The sequence below is a fragment of the Solirhodobacter olei genome, assembly GCF_004010155.1.
Taxonomy (GTDB): domain Bacteria; phylum Pseudomonadota; class Alphaproteobacteria; order Rhodobacterales; family Rhodobacteraceae; genus Solirhodobacter; species Solirhodobacter olei.
In genome coordinates, this window is record NZ_RRYH01000043.1 from 15,173 (window position 1) to 34,598 (window position 19,426).

Genomic DNA, 19,426 nt, shown 5'->3' on the forward strand with positions numbered 1-19,426 from the left:
CGGTCTGCCGCACCCTAAGCGAACTCGTTCGCCGTCCCCTGCAGCGGAAACGGCAGGAGTTGCGCCTGCGCGACATCCGCCACGATCGAAGACAGGACCCGCATAATCTCGCTCGATTGCACCGAGGCCTGCCAGTAAAGCCCGAGCACGACCGAGCTTCCCGGAACCAGCTCGAGCAGCGTGCCATCCTCCAGGCAGTCGCGGATCGTCTTGCGTGGCATCAAGCCCCAGCCCGTACCATTATGAATGCAGCGAAGCAGACCGGCGAAGGAGGGCAGGCGGTGGCCCGTCAGCCGGAAGGAAGACCCGAAGGCATCGAGTAACCAGTGCTCAGGCAGCATGTCCTTACGATTGTAGAACAGGCACGGTGCGCGCGCGACCGCCTCTGGCGTCACGCCATCGGGGAAGTATCTGGCCATGAAATCCGGCGTTGCAACCGTCAGGTAGTCCATCGCGCCAAGAACGATCCTACGGCAGCCCTGCAACGGCGTGCCCTCCGAGGTGACCACCGCAAGTGCGTTGCCGTTCTTCAGAATCTCGGCGGTATCCTCCTGATCCTCTCCGACGATGTCGAGATGCAGGCTCAGCTGCGTTCCCGCGCGCAGGATCACCTCGGGGAACCAGGTTGCGAGGCTGTCGTTGTTCACCGCTATGCGCAGTGCCGCCGCGCGGGGTGTCTCGCGGCCGGAGACCGCATCGAGATTCTTGGCGAGGTCTATCTCTAGCACCTTTACCTGCTCGATATGCCGGATCAGGCGGTGGCCATATTCGGTGGCAACGCAGGGCCGGCCACGCACAACCAAGACCGCCCCCGTCTTTTCCTCGAGCGCCTTGATCCGCTGGCTGACCGCAGACTGTGTGATGTTGAGCGATCTGGCCGCCGCTTCGAACGTACCTTCCCGCACTACCGCCGCGAGAGCAGACAGGGATGGATAATCCAGATGCATGCGGCCCCACCTATCGCATTAGCAAATCTTAATAGAGATCAATCCCTCTAGCTTCAAGCCACAGTTGTGGCTCCTCCCCCCGTTGCCTTGATTCGTGGTAACATTCCCCGAGAGGCTTTGGAATGTTCGAAAACCTTTACAACTTATACATGAAGATGTAAGTATTGCTGATGGGGAGTAAGGGATTCTTATGATTACGAATGGGAGTGAAAACGTCAGCCCCGGGTCGCGCAACCTTTTGGAGCGGCCCGCAACCTGTGCACTATACCTCACGGACGCGCTCGATTCTAAACCCGCGGCTGTGATCGCCGAGGTATTGCGCGATATCTGCCAAGCCCGCGGCAGCGGCCGCAACAGCCCGGAGCCGGACGCTAACCTACGCGTCTCTGATCTTCTGGAAGCAGTGCGGTCCTCTGGCCTTCGGCTTGTTGCTCTGCCCATCCGGTAGGCTGCATCCTCGCCCCCTGGGTTGCGGCGGGTCATTGCACGCCCGTCCGGCCTTTAGGTTGCCTCTCGGCGGCCAATAATTTCCCTATTTGCGCGATCCCCTTGACGCGGCTTTGCGAATCCGGGGACAGTTCCCTTATCGGTTGCGAAGACCCACCGCGCTTCCGTCAGCGCGCAGGGATGGGCGAAACGCCCCGGATGCGGCCGCATATAGGGGGGAATCGTGATGAGACTCGTCACCGTGCTCGGCCCGCCGCATTCCGGCAAATCCACTCTGGTCGCCGCAATGGCGCAGTTGGAAGCGGGCCAACCCGTCAGCATCGGGCTCGCCGATGCGGCAACTGTGACCCAATTCACTTATCTGGGCGAGGACTGGGCCGCGATAGAGGTCGCCGGGGGACCGGACAATCTCGCCCATGCCGGTCCGGCGTTGGCGACATCGGACGCCGTAGTCGTCTGTGTACCGCCGGAAACCGAGGCCGCCGTCCTTTCGGCGCCTTACCTGCGGCTGGTGGAAGAGGCAGGCCTGCCCTGCTTTCTCTTCATCAACAAGATCGATGCGACGACAGAGCGGGTTCGCGCCACTGTCGCCGGGCTGCAGGCCTATTGCCGCCACAGCATCATCCTGAGGCAGGTGCCGATCCGGCAGGGTGGTCAGATCACCGGCGCGGTCGACTTGATTTCCGAACGCGCCTGGGAATATCGCGAGGGCAAACATTCCGCGTTGGTCGAACTTCCCGCCGAGATGGCCGAGCGCGAGCGGGAGGCGCGGACCGAACTCCTCGAGTCACTATCCGATTATGACGACCACCTGCTGGAGGAGCTGGTCGAGGACCACAAGCCGATGACAGAGGAGGTCTACGAGGTCGCCTCCAAGGTCCTTGCCCACAGCGATCTGGTGCCCGCCTTCCTCGGCGCCGCGAGCCATATGAACGGCGTAACACGGCTGATGAAATCGCTGCGGCACGAGGTGCCTGGGGTCGATGTCGCCCGTGCCCGCCTGACCACGGATCCGGCGGTGAGCGCGATTGGAAGTCTTGCCGAAATGCGCAAGCACCTGGGCAAGGTAGTGCTGGTCCGCGTCCTCGGGCCCGGCGTCGCGGCCGGTGTCCCGTTGGCCGGCGGCGGGGTAGGCAGCTTCACCGGCCTTGACGCTCGAACGGCGGTACAGAGCCTCGCGCCCGGACAGATCGCGTTAGCGGTAAAGTCTGATCACCTGCATCCCCGCCGGCTCTACACCGCGACGGGCGAAGCCCCCCTGCCCGACTGGGCCCGCCCCCGCGAGGCAATGTTCCGCGAGCTAATCGCACCGAAGCACGAGCGGGACGATGCACGCCTCTCCTCCGCGCTCTCTCGGCTGGCGGAGATCGATCCCGGCCTCCAGATCGAGCAGGATGCCCAGACCGGCCGGGTGATCCTGCTCGCCCAAGGTCCGCTTCATGCCCGCCGTATCGCTGAGCGACTGGAGGCCGATTTCGGCGTGGAGATCGAACAGTCGCCCGTGCCGCCCGCCTTCCGGGAGACGATCTCCAAGCCCGTCGAACACCACCATCGCCACCGCAAGCAATCCGGTGGTGCCGGTCAATTCGCAGATGTACTAATCCAGATCCGCCCGACACAGCGCGGTGCGGGCCTGACGTTCTCGGAAGAGGTCAAGGGCGGTGCGGTGCCGCGCAACTACATCCCTGCCGTCGAGGCCGGCGCGATGGAGGCGTTGCGCGAGGGGCCGAACGGCTTTCCCGTGGTCGATGTTCACGTGACCCTACGGGACGGCAAGAGCCATTCCGTCGACAGTTCTGACTTCGCTTTCCGCACTGCGGGCAAAGCCGCGGTGCGAGAGGCGATGTTGGAGGCCGGCCCCCTCGCGCTGCAGCCTATCGCGCGGGTGGAGATCCACGTGCCCAGCGATTTCACCGGCGCGCTGGTGCCCGCAGTGAATGGGCTTAAAGGGCAGATCCTTGGCTTCGACGCCCATCCGGAGGCGAAAGGTTGGGATGTCTTCCAAGCGCTTCTACCGGCCACGACGCAGGACGACCTCTACCGCGCACTTGCCAGCGTGACGCGGGGCACGGCCTGGTTCGCCACCGCCTTCGACCATTACCAGGAGATCGGCCTGGCGGAGTTGAAACGAACGACCGAGGCGCTGGCCCCGGCCGTGTGAAGGCGCTCAGTCACAAGGGCAAAGGGAGGGCGGCGTCCGCACCGTCGGGCGCTCGCCCGTCGGACAACCTGTCGCCCTCTGCCGGGCGTGCTCAATCGATCATCCCAGGTAGTCGTGAACCACACGACCCAGGCCGAGCGTCAGATCCGTCAGGATATGCACGGCAGAGACGACTTCGCGCACCGGCAGGTCCGCCACCGGGGCAAGCGCGTGGTGAAACAGCTCCAGGCGCCCCGGCGCCTCCCAGGCTCCCTTTACCGTCACGTCCTCCGAGCGGTAGCGAACCAGCTCGCAGATCCGCGGCGTGCAGTCGACATGCGGGATGATCTTCAACAGGAAGGCCGGCGCCTCCACCGCCGCCTTCATCTTCGTGCGGTCGGCCTCACGGTACTTGTAGCCCATGGTCGCCGTCGCCAAACGGACAGATCCCATGTCGAGTGTCCCGATCAGTGTGTCCTTCTCGACCCTGAGCCGGGGCTGGGCAAGCTTCTTCGGAAAGCCCCAGATCTCGCGGCCACCAGCGATCGGCGCCTCATCGTCGAGGTACATGGCGTGGGAATAGCCGCCCTCCTCGCCGTTAAATCGCACCGGGATCACCTGACCGCTTTCGGTATAGTCGCCGAAGCCGGTGGAGTCCGGCATCCGGATAAATTCGAATTTCACCAGCGGTTCCGTCACCTCCAGCGGCGCTGGCACGACCTCGCGGAGCGCGTCCATATCCGTGCGATAGGTGACGATAAAGAACTCCCGGTTGACGAACTTATAGGGCCCGCGCGGATAGGCTGGGCTGGTCAAGGGCATGGCGAAGGCGGTTTTGCGGACGTCGTCTTCCGTCATTATTGGGCTCCTCTACTGGGCCAGTGCGCGGAGCGTGCGGCCGAAGCCACCCCCGCCTGCACCGGCGCACCGCCGCCGGCGGGGGCATCCCAACCGGGCGCGGCAATCCTGCACTGAGAGGTCATCATCGCCCCGGCGCTTCGCAACTCACGGTGGATCACGATCCGGGTGCGAGAGAATTTGCGAGCCGGGTGGTCTGCCCGGCCCGACCGCGTCGTGATTAATCCGCGCCGCGCTTTGAGCGGTAGCTGTACCGGTAATTGTAGGCGTAGCCTTGGCCGTAGCCGTAGCGCGTCTTTTCCGCCCGGAAGTCGTTCAGGATCGCCCCGGTCAGCCGTGCACCAGCAGACTGGAAGGATTTCTGGACCGCCTGGATCGCGCCCGCCATCGTCTCCAGATGCCGCGCGACGGCAATAGTCGCCGCGACAGAGCGGCTGATGATCACCGGGTCGGTGACAGCGAGCGTCGGAGGGCCATCCAGGATAATCAGGTCGTAGCGTTCGTTCAGCGTCTCCAGAAGACGGGTGAAATCAGCCCGCATCAGAAGCTCCGACGGGTTCGGTGGAAACCGTCCGGCGATAAGGCAGTCGAGCCCCTCCGTGGGTCCCTGCACAAGCGCCGCGTCCAGCGTCACGTCGCCGGCGAGCACTTCCGCAAGCCCGGGCGTGCCGCGCGGCAGGCCAAGGTAGTGGCGCTGACAACCACGCCGCATGTCGGCATCGACGAGACAGACCTTCTGGCCCGACTGCGCTGCCGTCACAGCGAGATTGATGGCAATGAAGGACTTTCCCGCGGCCGGCGCGGCGCTCGTAAGCAACACGGCCTTCGATTTCGCGTCCAGCATCCCGAAGTGGAGCGAGGTGCGCAACGAACGGATCGCTTCCACCGCCGGATCGTCGGGATCCCTTACGGCGAGGATCGGCCAAGTGCCCCGCGCTCCGCGTTTGGCAAGCGTAAGGTTGCTGTGGCCGATGGTCGCGAAGACCGGCAGGCCGAGGCGCTCTATTTCCTCCGCGCCGCGCAGCCCCGTGGTAAGCGCGTGGCGGCCAAGCACGATGCCCGCGCCGAGGATCAGCCCGAGCAGGCCTGCAAGCACGATAACGAGGTGTCGCGGCGAAACCGGGATCGAAGAGGCCTGGGCCGCATCAACGATCCGGACGTTGCCGACGGCGCCATTCGACAGGACTTTCAGCTCCTCGACCTTCGAGAGCATACCAACATAGGACTGCTGCGCGACAGTGAGGTTTGACGTCAGATCCAGCACCGCCTTCTGCGCCTGAGGAAGCCGGTCCATCTGCTTTTGCAGGTCGGCGATCTGAGCCTTCAGCTCTTTCTTCTTCTGAAGGAGCGCCTGATAGACTGGATGGTTCACGGTGTAATCCGTGCTCATCGAGGCCTGCTGCAGATTTAGCTGGTTAAGCTGCTCCTGCAGATTGCCCTGGGCAGTCAGTAGCGCTTGGGTCTCATAGCTGAGATCGACCGTCTTGTGCTTGTCCTGGTAATTTGCCAGCGCCTGCTGCGCCTTCTCCACAGCCGCCTTGGCCTGCGGCAGCTGGGATTGCACGAAGCTCAAGCTCTTCTGCGCCTCGGCCGAGCTCTGGTCGATGTTCTGGGCGACATAGGCCTGGGTGATCGCGGCGAGGATCGCCTGGGCGCGGTCCGGGCTATTGTCCGAATAGGTCGCGGCCAGCATGTTGGAGCCCTTCGGGTTTTCCGAGACCGAGAACTTCTGCTGCAGGCTCTGCATTACCTCGTCACGGGTCTTACGCTCGATCACGTATTTTCGGCCCGTAATGCCGTCGAGCTTTGAGACGAGCAGTGCGTAACCCCTAGCCGTATCGGCCAGCGGGACACCGACTTTGCCCTTGGCGGAGGATCCGTCCGGCAGGGTCAAAACATAGGCACCATTGCCCTCGTCGGTCAGCAGTATCTGCTGGTCGATCCAGCTTGGCGGCACTTGCAGGGCGGTGACACTGATCGCATCCCCCTCGCGACCGTAGGCAGTCGGGATCAGGCCCGGCATATCGGGAATCCGTCCGGCTTCGATGGCGCGGCCGATGACCGGGAACCGCAGCGGCGCCGCGACCCAGTCGAGGTTCAGCTTGTCGATTGCCTGGCCCAGGATATAGCGCGAGCCCATAATCGCCACTTCGCCCTCGATCGGTGAGGTCGAGGTGCCGAAGAGGTCCTGCACCGCCGTCGCGGCCGCGAAGCCGGCCGATTGCGGCTGCACCTGCACCAGAGAGGTCGCCTGATAGCCGCGTGGCGAAATCACGTAATAGGCAGCCCCCAGCACCAGCGCCAGGAGGGTCACCGAGATTACGATCCACTTGCCGCCCCAGAGGACGCCGGCAAGAGCCATAAGATCGATCTCGTCGTCTTCCTCCTCGGCCGGCGAGGTTACGGGTTCGGGCCTCAAGGCGCAGTCCTCCCAAGCTTGCCGATCCAGCCATCGGCTGCCCGAATGATCCGCGCCACCGCCGCCTCATGGGCGGCGAGCGGTTTTCCATGCGGGTCCGGTATGCCCGCGCCACCGATCCAGTGGTCGAACAGCATCACCTTGCCGGAGAGTTCGGGATGGGTCTCGGCCAGCACACGCCGGTGATCAGCCTCCATCACCAGGATCAGATCGGCATGCCGGCCCAGCTCGCCACTAAACTGTCGCGCAACATGGCCCTCGACAGAGACGCCTGCCGCCGCGGCCGCTTGGGCGGTCCGCTCATCCGCGCCGTGCCCGACGACGGCCCCGAGCCCTGCTGAAGACACCTCCATCTCCGGCAACCCCTTACGCAACACCCTTTCGCCCACCGGCGAACGGCAAATATTTCCAATACAGACTACCAGTATCCTGTTCATGCTCACAGGTTGTTCCGCGTGTAGGCGACTTGATAGAGTCCGTTGATCGACGGCATGATCTTCGAGATGACCTCGTTCCAACGCGACAGCGGCGAGGTCGTCACATAGATCACGTCCTGCGGCTGCAGGTAGAAGCGGCTGCCGGCGACGAAGGCCAGCGGGCTTCGCGCGTCGAACTGGTAGACCTTGATCGGACCCTTCGCTGGCTTGCGGAAGACGAAGACACCGCGGGCATTCGCCTGAGCCTCTACAAGGCCCCCGGTCGTCGTCAGCGCACCTGTCAGCGTCATCGGCGCCTGCGACAGGTCGACCGGCGCGGGTTTGCTGACCTGGCCGAGGACATATGCGAGTTCTGGCAGCAGTTTCGGGACGTTGACCACGTCACCGTCGATCAGCACAGGGTTGTTGCGGACCTGTCCGGCATCGAGGAAGGCCTTCAGATCGACCCTGTAGAGTCGTCCGCCACGCCGCACGGTGACGTTGGCTGTATCGGCATCTGGAAGCAGTCCACCCGCTGCATCCACCGCCTGCAGCAGATGCAGCGGCAGCTCTGTCAGCGGTTCGCGCGCGGGGGTCCTTACCTCACCGGTGACAGAGACGCTCTTGGCGTTATAGGAGGCGATATGGACGTCGACCTGCGGGTCGGGAATGTACTTGGCGAGTTTCGTCGTCAGATCAGAGCGGATATCTGCCACGGTCAACCCCGCAGCTCGCACCTTTCCGACATACGGGTAGAAGAAGGTACCGTCAGTTTCCACAGGCTGGCCCGATTCGGCAGCGCTGCGCTGCGGGCCGGCCGGCAGGGTCAGTTCCGGATGGTTATAGACCAGAACGCTGAGGATATCGCCCTTGCCGATATGATAGACCCAGCGCCCTGGCGCCGGCAATTTTGTGGCTGGACCGTTCGAACCAAGCTCTGGCGAAAGCTTCGCAGCATTAGCCGCCGTTACCGGGACAACGACGAAGGGTGTAGAGCCGTGGGCGGCATCGGTCTTTTGCGCGGATGCGTCGACCGGGAAATTGGTACCGACATCGGCACAACCGCCAAGTGCCGCGCATAGCACGAACCCGCATAAGGCCTTCGACATCTGCCTCTCCCGCCCGGACATCGTCAATGCCCTAGACGGGACCGGCACGGGCCGGGCGCCCCTCCGGCCCGTCGGCCAGGCCAAACGCCCACGCCGATGCGTCGCAGATGTAGCGCAGCTACCCTCACGCGAATCTACAACCCCCAAGTCCGGGCCCGCCGGACGGCGGCCTTGAATTCCCAATTCAAAAAAGGCGTAGAGGGGATCGCATACAATTACAACCCGACATCGCGCCAGCCGCAGCGTTGTGACTGTGGAGCACCGCCCAAGGTTGAGGCGTTGCAGATCAGCCATAGGTTGCTGGCCGCGCAACATTTCGGACACGGCAGGGCACAACCGGCCTTGCCGCCTTCCGACCCGCTACCTACTGTGCCCGCCAAAAATGTCGGGGGACAAATGCGATCAGGCCGATTGGCAGGACGAGGCGCGGGCTGGGCCGCGAGGCTCTTCATGAGCGTCGCGCTTTTTCCAGGGGCGGCGCTCGCGGATGGGCTCGCCAGCCATCCTTCACTGAACCTGCTGGGGACAACCGGGCTGATCGACATGCCTTCGGCCGAGATGCAGAAGGACGGAGTGCTCAATGTCTCCGTCGGCAATTTCGGCCCGATCACCCGAACAACGCTGAGCTTCCAGATAACACCGCGCCTATCGGGTAGCTTCCGCTATTCGGCCTGGGCGCACTGGAGCCCGAACAGCAGCCCCACGACCTACTTCGACCGCAGCTTCGACCTGCGCTACCAGCTCCTGTCCGAGGGCCACTACCGGCCGGCAGTGACGGTTGGCTTTCAGGATTTTGTCGGCACCGGCCTGATGTCCGCCGAATACCTCGTGGCGACGAAATCCGTCACCCCGCGGTTGAAGTTCACTGCGGGCCTTGGCTGGGGTCGGCTCGGCAGTTTCGGCTCGATCGCAACGACCTTTGGCCCCCGGCCGGCGATCGACGTTGGCAAGGGCGGTACGCCCTCGATCCACCAGTTCTTCCACGGCCCGGTCGCGCCCTTTGGAGGGGTTGAGTGGCAGATCTCCGACAAGCTGCGGCTGAAGGCGGAATATTCCTCTGACGCCTATGAGCAGGAGGCCGACGTCCACCACCTCTTCCACCGGAGGATCCCGATCAACGCTGGACTGGAATACGACCTCGGGCAGACGACGCGGCTCGGGATCTATGAGCTCTACGGCTCCAGGATCGGCTTCAGCCTGCAGTTCACGCTCGATCCATCGAACAGCCCGGCCGGGCCGGTTCGCAGCCCCGGGCCAGTTCCGGTCCGTGTGCGGCCGAGCCCGAAGCAGGATCCGGCCTCCTGGTCGCCCTCCTGGGTGACAGAGCCAACCACACTGACTGTTCTGCGCGACAACACAGCGACTCTCCTTGCCCGCGAGGGGCTCAAGCTCGAAACACTACAGCTGACGGGAACGACCGCGGTCCTGCGCTTCCGCAACTCGACCTTCTCCTCTGGCGCGGAGGCAATCGGCCGGGCGGCGCGGGCACTGAGCCAGACCCTGCCGAACTCGGTGGAGGTCTTCCGGATCGTCCCCGTCATCGACGGCCTGCCGCTGGCCACCGTCACCATCAAGCGAAGCGATCTGGAGAAGCTGGAATTCGCACCAGACAATGCAGGCAAGCTACGCGCCCGAGTAAGCCTGGCCCCTGTCGCGCCGCTGGCGGCGCCGGTGCTGCGGGCCAAGAATCTCTATCCGCATCTGAGCTGGTCTATTGGCCCATATCTGCGTACCGCCTTCTTCGACCCGAACGATCCACTGCGTGCGGATCTAGGCGTTCGCCTTTCGGCCGCCGTCAACCTCGCGCCGGGGCTCGTCGCCTACGGGTCGATCACCAAACGGGTATTCGGCAACCTCAGCACATCTGACCGGACATCGAACTCTATTCTGCCGCACGTCCGCTCGGACTACGATCTTTATGACAAACATGGCGATCCCGCGCTCGAGCGGCTTGCGATGGCCTATTACGACCGGCTCGGCCCGAACCTCTTCGGCCGCATCTCGGCAGGTTATTTCGAACGGATGTTCGGCGGAGTTTCGGGAGAAGTCCTCTGGGCGCGCCCGGCAAGCCGCTTCGCGCTGGGGGCCGAGCTCGATTATGCAAGGCAACGCGATTACAACATCGGCCTCGGCTTCCTTAACTACGGCGTCGTCACAGGCTTCCTCTCGGCCTACTACCAATTTGACCACGGCTATTCCGCACAACTTGATGTCGGTCGCTACCTTGCCGGCGACAAGGGCGCGACGCTGACACTGGCGCGGGAATTCCCGAACGGCTGGAAGGTCGGCGCCTTCGCTACACTGACCAATGTCTCCTTTAAGGACTTCGGCGAAGGTTCCTTTGACAAGGGTATCTTCCTGTCAATCCCGGTGTCCTGGATGCTCGGCCAGCCCTCGACCACCTCGATCAGCACCGTGCTGCGCCCGATCCAGCGCGATGGTGGCGCCCAGCTCGACGTACCAGGGCGGCTCTACGGCGTCGTGCGAGCTTATCGCAGCGGCGATCTCAACAGCCAATGGGGGAGGGTGTTCCAATGAGATCACTGCGCTTCACCCTGCCGCTTCTGATCGTGGCGCTCTTGGCCGGCTGTGGCGACACCGGCAGTTCGCCGACGTTCCAAAAGATCGCCGGGGCCGTTCGCGGCCAGTTCGGCGCGCACAAGTCCGGCCCTCCCCTGGCGATGCAGCTGACCCGGGCTCAGGTTCGCGCGGTCAAGGCACCGCTTCTGCGAGCCTCGATTCCGAAATTCCACACGGCAACGCTTCTGAGCTTCTATGCCCGCAACGGCAATGTAATCACCTGGGCCGATGGTGCACAGGACGAGGTCAGCACCCGCAACGGGATCGTGGTCGCCACCCACGGCCTGCCGGGAGACCTGACTTCGGCCGATTTGCCTAGCCTCACCGATATCGCCCGCGGCACGGGAACGGTAGGCGCCCGCTACTGGTCGCTCGATTCTCTGGACCAAGCCCGGCTCATCACGGCGACCTGCACCCTGAGCACTCTGGGAGAGGAAACGATCACTATCATCGGTCTCACCTATAAGACCCGGCATATCAGCGAAAGTTGTGAAAGCCCGGCTGGCGCGTTCCAAAACGAGTTCTGGATCGAGCCGGGGCCGGTGATGCGCAAGTCGCTTCAATGGGTCGGGCCATTCGTCGGACAGATTCTGCTGGAAAATCTGGCGGAATGAGCGGCAGGGCGACAATCTCGCGGGAAGATCGTATCTTTCCTTTGAATCGCTAGACCGGAGGGCAATCCGGGACTATGGTACGGCAAAGATTTACAACCGGAAGGATGCAGAAAATGAAAACGTTGCCTTTCTCTGTTGCGGTAATTCTGCTCTCCGCCGGCACGGCGTTGGCACAGGTAGCACCGCCGCCGCCGCCCCTGCCCGCTGCGGGCGGTATCGCGGGCGGCGCAGGTGGTGCCGCGGCCGGTGCCGGTGCCGGTGCGGCAGCAGCCGGTGCGGCTGCTGCTGCGGGTGCCGGCCTTGGCATTGGCACCATAGGGCTTGTGGCGGCCGGCCTAGTGACCATCGGTGTCGCGGCTGGCTCGAGCAGCAGCAGCAGCGGGACTAGCTCGACGGGCTCCTCGGGCTCCTCGGGGTCGACCTCCGGCACGAACTGATCCCGGCCGAGATTTCTCGCCTTCGAAAGATTTGCGCCATGGCCCCTTTGGGCCGTGGCGTTTTCATGTCCGCACGGGCTCTGGACCCTGCCCCTCCCAGGAGGCAGAGTGACCCCGACAGAATGCGGAGGGCACGATGGGGGAAGTTGCATTGAATTTCAGCCGAGCGGAATATGCGACGCGGCTGGAGAAGACCCGGGCGGCGATGGCCGCGAAGGGTATCGATCTGCTGATCGTTACCGATCCCTCGAACATGAACTGGCTGACCGGCTACGACGGCTGGTCCTTTTACGTGCATCAGTGCGTCGTCGTCCCGCCTTCGGGAGAGCCAATCTGGTTCGGCCGCGGCCAGGACGCCAACGGCGCCCGCCGCACCGCGTATCTCGCCGAGGCAAATATTATCGGCTACCCCGACCATTATGTGCAGTCGACCGAGCGGCACCCGATGGACTATCTCTCCGCTCAGCTCGCCGATCGTGGCCTCGGCAAGCTTCGCATCGGCGTGGAGATGGACAATTACTGGTTCACAGCCGCCGCTTTCGCGAGCCTTGTGAAGCACTTACCCGATGCACGCTTCTCCGACTGCACGGCGCTGGTGAACTGGCAGCGCGCGGTGAAATCGGAGACAGAGATCGGCTACATGCGCCAGGCGGCCCGGATCGTCGAGGGAATGCACGCCCGCATCCTGGATACCGTCGAGGTCGGCATGCGCAAATGCGATCTGGTAGCCGAGATCTACGATGCCGGGATCCGCGGCGTCGCCGGCGCTGGCGGGGACTACCCCGCCATCGTGCCGCTTCTGCCCTCCGGCGCCGATGCCTCCGCCCCGCATCTGACCTGGGACGACAAGCCGATGAAGTCCGGCGAAGGCACCTTTTTTGAGATCGCCGGCTGCTTCCACCGGTATCATTGTCCCCTCTCTCGCACGGTCTTTCTCGGCAAGCCGACCCAGGCGTTCCTCGATGCGGAGAAGGCGACGCTTGAAGGGATGGAGGCCGGGCTGGAGGCTGCTCGGCCGGGCAACACCTGCGAGGATATCGCCACGGCCTTCTTCGCCGTCCTCGCAAAACACGGCATCGTCAAGGACAACCGTACCGGCTACCCGATCGGGGTCTCCTACCCGCCGGACTGGGGCGAACGCACGATGTCGCTGCGCCCGGGCGATAAGACCGAGCTGCGGCCAGGCATGACCTTTCATTTCATGACCGGGCTATGGCTCGAGGATATGGGGTTGGAGATCACCGAATCTATCCTGATTACCGAAACCGGTGTCGATTGCCTCGCTGACGTCCCGCGCAAGCTGTTTGTGAAAGACTGAAGACACCCATGGGATGAGGGCTTGCTCCGGCCCGCGCGTGAAGCGTTTCTGCGCTTGCGCGCGGGCGAGTTTGTGGACGCGACGTCAACCTGAAGCATCACGGGATCGCGACAACCCGTGAGCCGATCGTGCATTCCGGCTGCTGTGGCTCACAGGCCATGCTCACGCACGCGGAGCGTTCCGGCGAGGAGTCCGGTCGCTCCGCAAGTTGTGATTGGGCGCAGTCCTCTCTCTCGGAGTTGCGCCTTGCCACGTCTCAAATGACGATGTTAGCGGTAACATCGCGGACTACGGCCATAGAGCCATGTCCGTGCAAAACCTCAGAGGAGGAGAAACCCCATGAAACGTCTTATTCAAACAGACTGCGCACCGAGCGTGGCCCGGCTGCTCGGCTGCACCGCGCTGGCCCTCGGCCTGACGGCGGGCGGCGCAATCGCGCAGGGCATCACCGCCGGGTCGTTCAACGCCAGCTTCGCCGCGATGGGCCAACTGAAGTCGGTCGTCGCCAAGGGCAAGGGCAAGATCGGCGTGCTGCTGCCGGAGACCGCGACCTCCGCGCGCTACACCTCGTACGACGAGCCCTACCTTAAGAAGGCCTTCGAAAAAGCCGGGATCAAGTCTAGCGACGTGATCATCACCAATGCCCAGGGTTCGGAATCGAGCGAGTTAACCCAGGCGCAGACCGACATCTCGCAAGGTGCGACCGTGCTGGTGGTGGACCCGATCTCCTCCGGCGTGGGATCCTCGATCGAGACCTATGCCAAGCAGCACGGCGTTGCCGTTATCGACTATGACCGCCTGACGCTTGGCGGCAGCCGCGGCTATTACGTCAGCTTCGACAACGTCGCGGTCGGCAAGCTGATCGGCCAGGGGATGGAACAGTGCATTGCGGCCTGGAACGTCAAGAAGCCGGACATCCTGGTGATGGCGGGTGCCCCGACGGACAACAACGCCACGCTCTTCAAGCAGGGCTACATGAGCGTGCTGGAACCGAAGTTCAAATCGGGCGCTTATAAGAACGCGGGCGAGCCGGCAGGCACCTGGGACCCCTCGGTGGCCCGGACCACGTTCGAAGAGCAGTTCACAGCGCATAACAACATCAACGCGGTGGTCACGCCTAACGACGGCAACGCCAACGCAGTTATCTCCTACCTGAAGACGCTGAAGGTTCCGCCGCATTCATTCCCGACCACGGGTCAGGACGGCACGCTGACGGGGATGCAGAACATTCTCTCCGGCTACCAGTGTGGCTCGGTCTACAAGCCGATCTACCTGGAAGCGCAAGCGGCGGCCGCGCTGGCGATCTACCTGCGCGCGGGCGAAACCCCGCCGGCGGCTCTGGTCAATGGCAAGACTATGGATTCGCAAGCCAAGATCGAAGTGCCCTCGGTTCTGCTTACGCCGTACTGGGTCACCCCGAAGAACATGAACGCGACCGTGGTGAAAGACGGCTTCGTCTCCGCCAAGAAGCTTTGCGCCGGTAACATGGCCAAGGCCTGCGCGGCTGCCGGCATCAAGTCGTAAGCCCAGCCGATGGCAGAAAGCTCTATTCAAGAGCCGGGCGGAGGAGCAGATATGCTCCTCCGCGTCCGGGGGATCGAAAAGAACTTCGGCGCCGTCCAGGCCCTGGGCGGCGTCGATCTGGATTTGCCACCTGGCCAGGTGACTGCACTCGTCGGCGACAACGGTGCCGGCAAGTCGGTGCTGATCAAGACCATCGCTGGCATCCACGAAGCCGACGGCGGCGAGATCATCTGGGATGGCGAGACGGTTCGGATCCGCAGCCCGCGCGATTCCGCGGCACTGGGGATCGAGGTGGTCTACCAGGACCTCGCGCTGTGCGACAATCTCGACATCGTCCAGAACATGTTCCTGGGCCGCGAACGCATTTCCGGCGGAATGCTGGACGAGGACGGCATGGAACGCTCCGCCGCCGAAACGCTGGCGAGCCTCAACGTCACCACCCTGCGCTCGATCCGCGCGCCGGTGGCTTCGCTCTCGGGCGGGCAGCGGCAGTCGATCGCAGTCGCAAAGGCGGTCATGTGGAACTCCAAGCTCGTCATCCTCGACGAGCCGACAGCAGCGCTCGGCGTCGCCCAGACCCGGCAGGTTTTGGCGCTGGTGCGCCGCCTGGCCGATCAGGGCCTCGCCGTGATGATGGTGTCGCACAACCTCAACGACGTCTTCGCCGTCGCCGACCGTATCGCGGTGCTGCGGCTTGGCAAGATGGTGGCTCAGGGCCCTGCTGACGAGTTCGACGTCCCGCTTACAGTGGAGCTGATGACCACTGGCAGTTCCGAACGTCTGGGAAAGGTGAAAGCCGAACGTCCGCCGCCTGGCACACCGGCCTCCCTGCCCGGCAGTGACGAAGCCGACACGCAACGCTCCGCCGTCGTGGGAGCTGGACAGTCCCAGAGTTTTGGGGCCTTCCTGAGTTCGACCTGGACCAAGGTTCTGGCCGGGCAGAGCGGGGTTCTGCCGGTGCTTCTGGGCGTCATCCTGATCGCCGGGATCTTCCAGACCCAGAATGCGAAGTTCCTCTCTGCCGGGAACGTTGTGAACCTTTTGGTGCAAGGCTCCGTCTTCATGCTGATCGGCATGGGCGAGGTCTTCGTGCTTCTCTTGGGTGAGATTGACCTGTCACTCGGCTTCATCGCTGGCATCGGGGGGACGGTCGCCACAATGCTGGTTCAGCCGGGAACCGACTGGCCATGGTGGGCCGCGGTGATCGCGGCGCTGGTCGCAACAGGGCTTCTCGGCGCGATCCAGGGGCTCTTGATAACCAAGGTCCGTCTGCCCTCCTTTGTCGTCACTCTGGCCGGGCTTCTCGGTTTCCAAGGTGTGATGATCGAGCTTCTGGGCGCTGGCGGCACCATCCCGATCCCGAACGAGGTGATCAACAACTTCGCCAATGGCACGCTTACGCGCGCCGGCGGCTGGATCGCCACGGCACTGGTGCTGGCCATTTACGCGGTCATGACCGTGCGGAAGGACCGGATCCGCCGGCAAAGCGGCCTCGTCGCCCCGCCGCCTGGCCTCACCGCGCTGAAGATCGGGGCAGCCGCCCTCTCGGGGATTGTCCTGGTGCTGGTGTCTAACTTCGACCGCGGTATCCCGCGCTTCCCGATCAATGGGATGCCCTGGGTGATCCCGATCGTCTTCGCAGTGCTGGTAGCCTGGTCGGTCCTGCTGGGCCGGACACGCTTCGGGCGCTACATCTACGCTATCGGCGGCAGCGCCGAGGCAGCCAGGCGTGCGGGTGTGAACCTCGGAAGGATCCGCATGCTGGCGTTCACGCTGGCAGCGATGACGGCAGGGATCGGTGGCATCATCTACGCCTCTCGCCTGCGGTCGATCTCCACCAGCTTCGACGGCGGCACGATCGTGCTCTATGTCGTGGCGACGGCAGTGATCGGGGGGACCAGCCTCTTCGGTGGCAGAGGACACCCTCTGCACCCGGTCTTGGGTGGTGTGGTCATCGCGGCGATCGTAAACGGCATGGCGCTGCTCGGACTGCCGGCCGCCGTGCAGTTGATGGCGACGGCACTTGTCCTGCTGGCCTCCATCACCGTCGACGTGGTGGTGCGGCGTCGGGGTGAAACCTCGCGATAGCGATCCGGAAACCTGCCTGTAACTGGGGCGGCCTGCCAGGCGGTAGGCTGCCCCCTTTTCGTTGGGCCCACCCCCCTGCCCTAGGCATTCGTAATGATGGGGTCGGGGGTTCGAGGGGATTGCCAACTTGCTCGTGGTCCGACGTTGGCGTAGGTGCCGAGGATGAATATTCCCGACACGATGCCGCGCCTGAAGGGCTATCGTTTTCCTCGCGCGATCGTGGCTTACGCGGTCTGGGCCTATCACCGGTTCGCGCTCAGTACCGGGGATGTCGAGGATTTGCTTGCCGAGCGCGGCGTGATCGTTAGCCGGCAAACCGTGCGGCAATGGGTGAACCGCTTCGGGAGCCACTTCGCCGCCTGCATCAGGCGCGACAGGCCGGCCGCCAGCGACAAGTGGCACCTCGACGAGGTCGTCGTCCCGATCGGCGGGGAGAAGTTCTGGTTGTGGCGAGCGGTCGATGTGATGGGCGATGTGCTCGACATCCTGGTACAGAAGCAGCGGAATGCGAAGGCGGCGAAGCGATTTCTGGTACGACTGATCGGCCGCTTCGGCACTCCGCGTGTCGTCGTCACCGACAAGCTGCGCAGCTATACCAGCCCGATCGGCCATCTCGCACCCGATGCGGATCACCGCGCGCGCAAGGGGCTCAACAACCGCATCGAGGGATCGCACAGGTCGACCCGAAAGCGCGAGAAGATCATGGGGCGGTTCAACAGGCCCAGAGGTTCCTCGCCGCCCATGACCAGGTCGACACGCTCTTACGACCCCGCCGCTATCGTCTCTCCGCTTCCTCTTGGCGACACGCCAGATCCGATGCCTTCGATCTCTGGGCTATCTATGCCCTCGAAATGAGCGCCTGACGAACACCACTCAGGCCCATGCCGATTTCGGCCTGACAAGTTGGCAATCCCGTCTAAACACTGACAGGCACGCCCTTTGGGCCTGCGCGGCAGCTTTCGTTGCAAGAGAGGTGCAACGATTTGTCATCCAGTTTGGATAATCCAGCATTTACAGCTATTTATTTGTTGCACGGCGTTTCCTGAATCGTTGCATGCGCCTTGGCGGCAAAAATCGTTGCAGAATCCTTGCAACGAAAGCTTGAGGGATATGGAAAAATGTTATTTTGTAGATAGATAATCGTTGTGAGCAATAAGGTTATCGTTGCATGCCGTCCCCGGACCAACCCATTTTGGACTATATCGCAGACCATCCCGGTGCAGGCCGGGCAGCGATCCGGCGTGCGGTAGCACCGGAAGATGATCCCAGCACGGTGTGGCGGACGCTCAGGCGGCTCGTTGACGAGGGGCGGCTTGAAGTCTCGGGAAAGGGCCGGGCGACCGGCTACACCATTGCCGGGTCAGCCGTGGTGCGGGCGCACTTGAGCACGCCCTACAACCGCCGTCCGCCCGTCGCCTACCGCAAGGACTTCCTCGATGCCTATGTGCCGGGCAAGACCTACTATCTTACCGAGGCTGACCGGGCGCGCTTACTGGAAGCGGGGCGGCCTGCGGGCGGGCCGATTGCTGCCGGAACCTACGCACGGCGTATCCTGGAGCAGTTGCTCGTAGACCTGTCATGGGCCTCCTCGCGGATGGAGGGCAACACCTATGACATCCTGCAAACCGAGCGCCTGATCCGCTTTGGCGAGGAAGCTGCGGGCAAGGACCGCAAAGAAGCGCTGATGATCCTGAACCACAAGGAGGCGATCCAGTACGTTGTCGATAATCTCGATGACATAACCTTGCGGCGCGCCGACCTGTTTGCCATCCATGCCCTACTGTCGGACGGCCTGCTCGGCGATCCGGGCATGGCCGGTCGCCTTCGCGTCGGCGCGGTCGGGATTTCGCACTCCAGCTACAAGCCTCTGGATGACGCCGTCACCATTGCCGAGGAGTTCGACATCCTGATCGCCAAGGCGGCAGAGATCGCCGATCCATTCGAGCAGTCATTCTTCCTGCTCGTCCATATCCCGTATCTGCAAGCCTTCATCGACATCAACAAACGGACATCGCGGGTCGCCTCCAACGTACCGCTGCTCAAGGCCGATCTTGCCCCCATGTCGTTCCTGACCATGGATGATGCCAATTATATCGACGGGCTGATCGGCATCTACGAGTTGAACAATGTCGCGCTGCTGCGCGAGGTCTATATCGACAGCTATCTCGCCTCGGCGGAGAAATACCGCGTGCTGCGCGCCGAGGTCGAAACCCCGGAAAAGGCGGCGCTCGCCTACCGCGAATTTGTTCGCGAGGCCGTCCGGCGCTGCGTGCTGGAGTTCAAGGCCTTCCGGGCGGACGAGGTTCTGGCCATGGCCACCGAAGCCGCGATCCCGGAGGAGGATCGGGACGCTGTGGTCGCCTATGTTGGCGAACAGGTGCGCGGTCTCCATGAAGGCAATGTCATCCGCTACCGGCTCCGCCCGGCGGACCTCGATGGCCTCCTGCAGGAACAGACGTAATGGCAGAAAGCTTCTCGGACCGGTACGGGGGATTGCCAACTTGCTCGTGGTCCGACGTTGGCGTAGGT

12 protein-coding genes and 1 pseudogene are annotated in these 19,426 nt (G+C 63.5%); 8 read left to right on the forward strand and 5 right to left on the reverse strand.

Annotated elements, in window-relative coordinates; translation table 11 throughout:
• Nucleotides 1–14: 14 nt before the first annotated feature.
• Nucleotides 15–947, reverse strand: a complete 933-nt coding sequence (locus EIP85_RS20790) for a LysR family transcriptional regulator ArgP (protein WP_127904138.1) — start codon at nt 945–947, stop codon at nt 15–17.
• 673 nt (nt 948–1,620) lie between these two features.
• Between EIP85_RS20790 and EIP85_RS20795 the strand changes: the two genes are divergently transcribed.
• On the forward strand, nt 1,621–3,555 hold the full coding sequence (locus EIP85_RS20795; RefSeq protein ID WP_127904139.1) for an elongation factor G: 1,935 nt from the start codon (nt 1,621–1,623) through the stop codon (nt 3,553–3,555).
• Between the two features lie 99 nt (nt 3,556–3,654).
• Here the strand turns inward: EIP85_RS20795 and EIP85_RS20800 are convergent, their stop codons facing one another.
• The 4 genes from EIP85_RS20800 to EIP85_RS20815 form a co-directional block, all read right to left on the reverse strand.
• Entirely contained in the window at nt 3,655–4,392 is a 738-nt protein-coding gene (locus EIP85_RS20800; protein WP_127904140.1) for an acetoacetate decarboxylase, read from the reverse strand.
• A 220-nt stretch (nt 4,393–4,612) separates the two neighbouring features.
• Nucleotides 4,613–6,811 (reverse strand): polysaccharide biosynthesis tyrosine autokinase, encoded by a 2,199-nt coding sequence (locus tag EIP85_RS20805; protein ID WP_127904141.1) that lies wholly within the window; start codon nt 6,809–6,811, stop codon nt 4,613–4,615.
• Entirely contained in the window at nt 6,808–7,248 is a 441-nt protein-coding gene (locus EIP85_RS20810) for an arsenate reductase/protein-tyrosine-phosphatase family protein (protein ID WP_127904142.1), read from the reverse strand. The genes EIP85_RS20805 and EIP85_RS20810 overlap by 4 nt, the downstream gene beginning before the upstream one ends.
• Before the next feature lie 2 nt (nt 7,249–7,250).
• Nucleotides 7,251–8,336, reverse strand: coding sequence for a polysaccharide biosynthesis/export family protein (locus tag EIP85_RS20815; protein ID WP_127904143.1), 1,086 nt, complete (start codon nt 8,334–8,336; stop codon nt 7,251–7,253).
• A 450-nt stretch (nt 8,337–8,786) separates the two neighbouring features.
• Here EIP85_RS20815 and EIP85_RS20820 point away from each other — a divergent pair, with 450 nt between their 5' ends.
• The 7 genes and pseudogenes from EIP85_RS20820 (at nt 8,787) to EIP85_RS20855 (ending at nt 19,358) form a co-directional block, all read left to right on the forward strand.
• Complete coding sequence (locus EIP85_RS20820; RefSeq protein WP_127904144.1) at nt 8,787–10,874, forward strand: YjbH domain-containing protein; 2,088 nt, start codon at nt 8,787–8,789, stop codon at nt 10,872–10,874.
• Nucleotides 10,871–11,530, forward strand: a complete 660-nt coding sequence (locus tag EIP85_RS20825; RefSeq protein WP_164871837.1) for a YjbF family lipoprotein — start codon at nt 10,871–10,873, stop codon at nt 11,528–11,530. Before EIP85_RS20820 ends, EIP85_RS20825 begins: the two co-directional genes overlap by 4 nt.
• Before the next feature lie 573 nt (nt 11,531–12,103).
• Entirely contained in the window at nt 12,104–13,285 is a 1,182-nt protein-coding gene (gene doeA / locus EIP85_RS20835) for an ectoine hydrolase DoeA (RefSeq protein ID WP_127904147.1), read from the forward strand.
• Between the two features lie 339 nt (nt 13,286–13,624).
• Nucleotides 13,625–14,809 (forward strand): sugar ABC transporter substrate-binding protein, encoded by a 1,185-nt coding sequence (locus tag EIP85_RS20840; protein ID WP_127904148.1) that lies wholly within the window; start codon nt 13,625–13,627, stop codon nt 14,807–14,809.
• A gap of 51 nt (nt 14,810–14,860) precedes the next feature.
• Complete coding sequence (locus EIP85_RS22915; RefSeq protein ID WP_164871838.1) at nt 14,861–16,897, forward strand: ATP-binding cassette domain-containing protein; 2,037 nt, start codon at nt 14,861–14,863, stop codon at nt 16,895–16,897.
• Nucleotides 16,898–17,059: 162 nt separating this feature from the next.
• Nucleotides 17,060–17,760: pseudogene (locus EIP85_RS20850) on the forward strand (IS6 family transposase).
• A 329-nt stretch (nt 17,761–18,089) separates the two neighbouring features.
• Nucleotides 18,090–19,358, forward strand: coding sequence for a Fic family protein (locus tag EIP85_RS20855; RefSeq protein WP_164871839.1), 1,269 nt, complete (start codon nt 18,090–18,092; stop codon nt 19,356–19,358).
• The last annotated feature ends 68 nt before the right edge of the window (nt 19,359–19,426 follow it).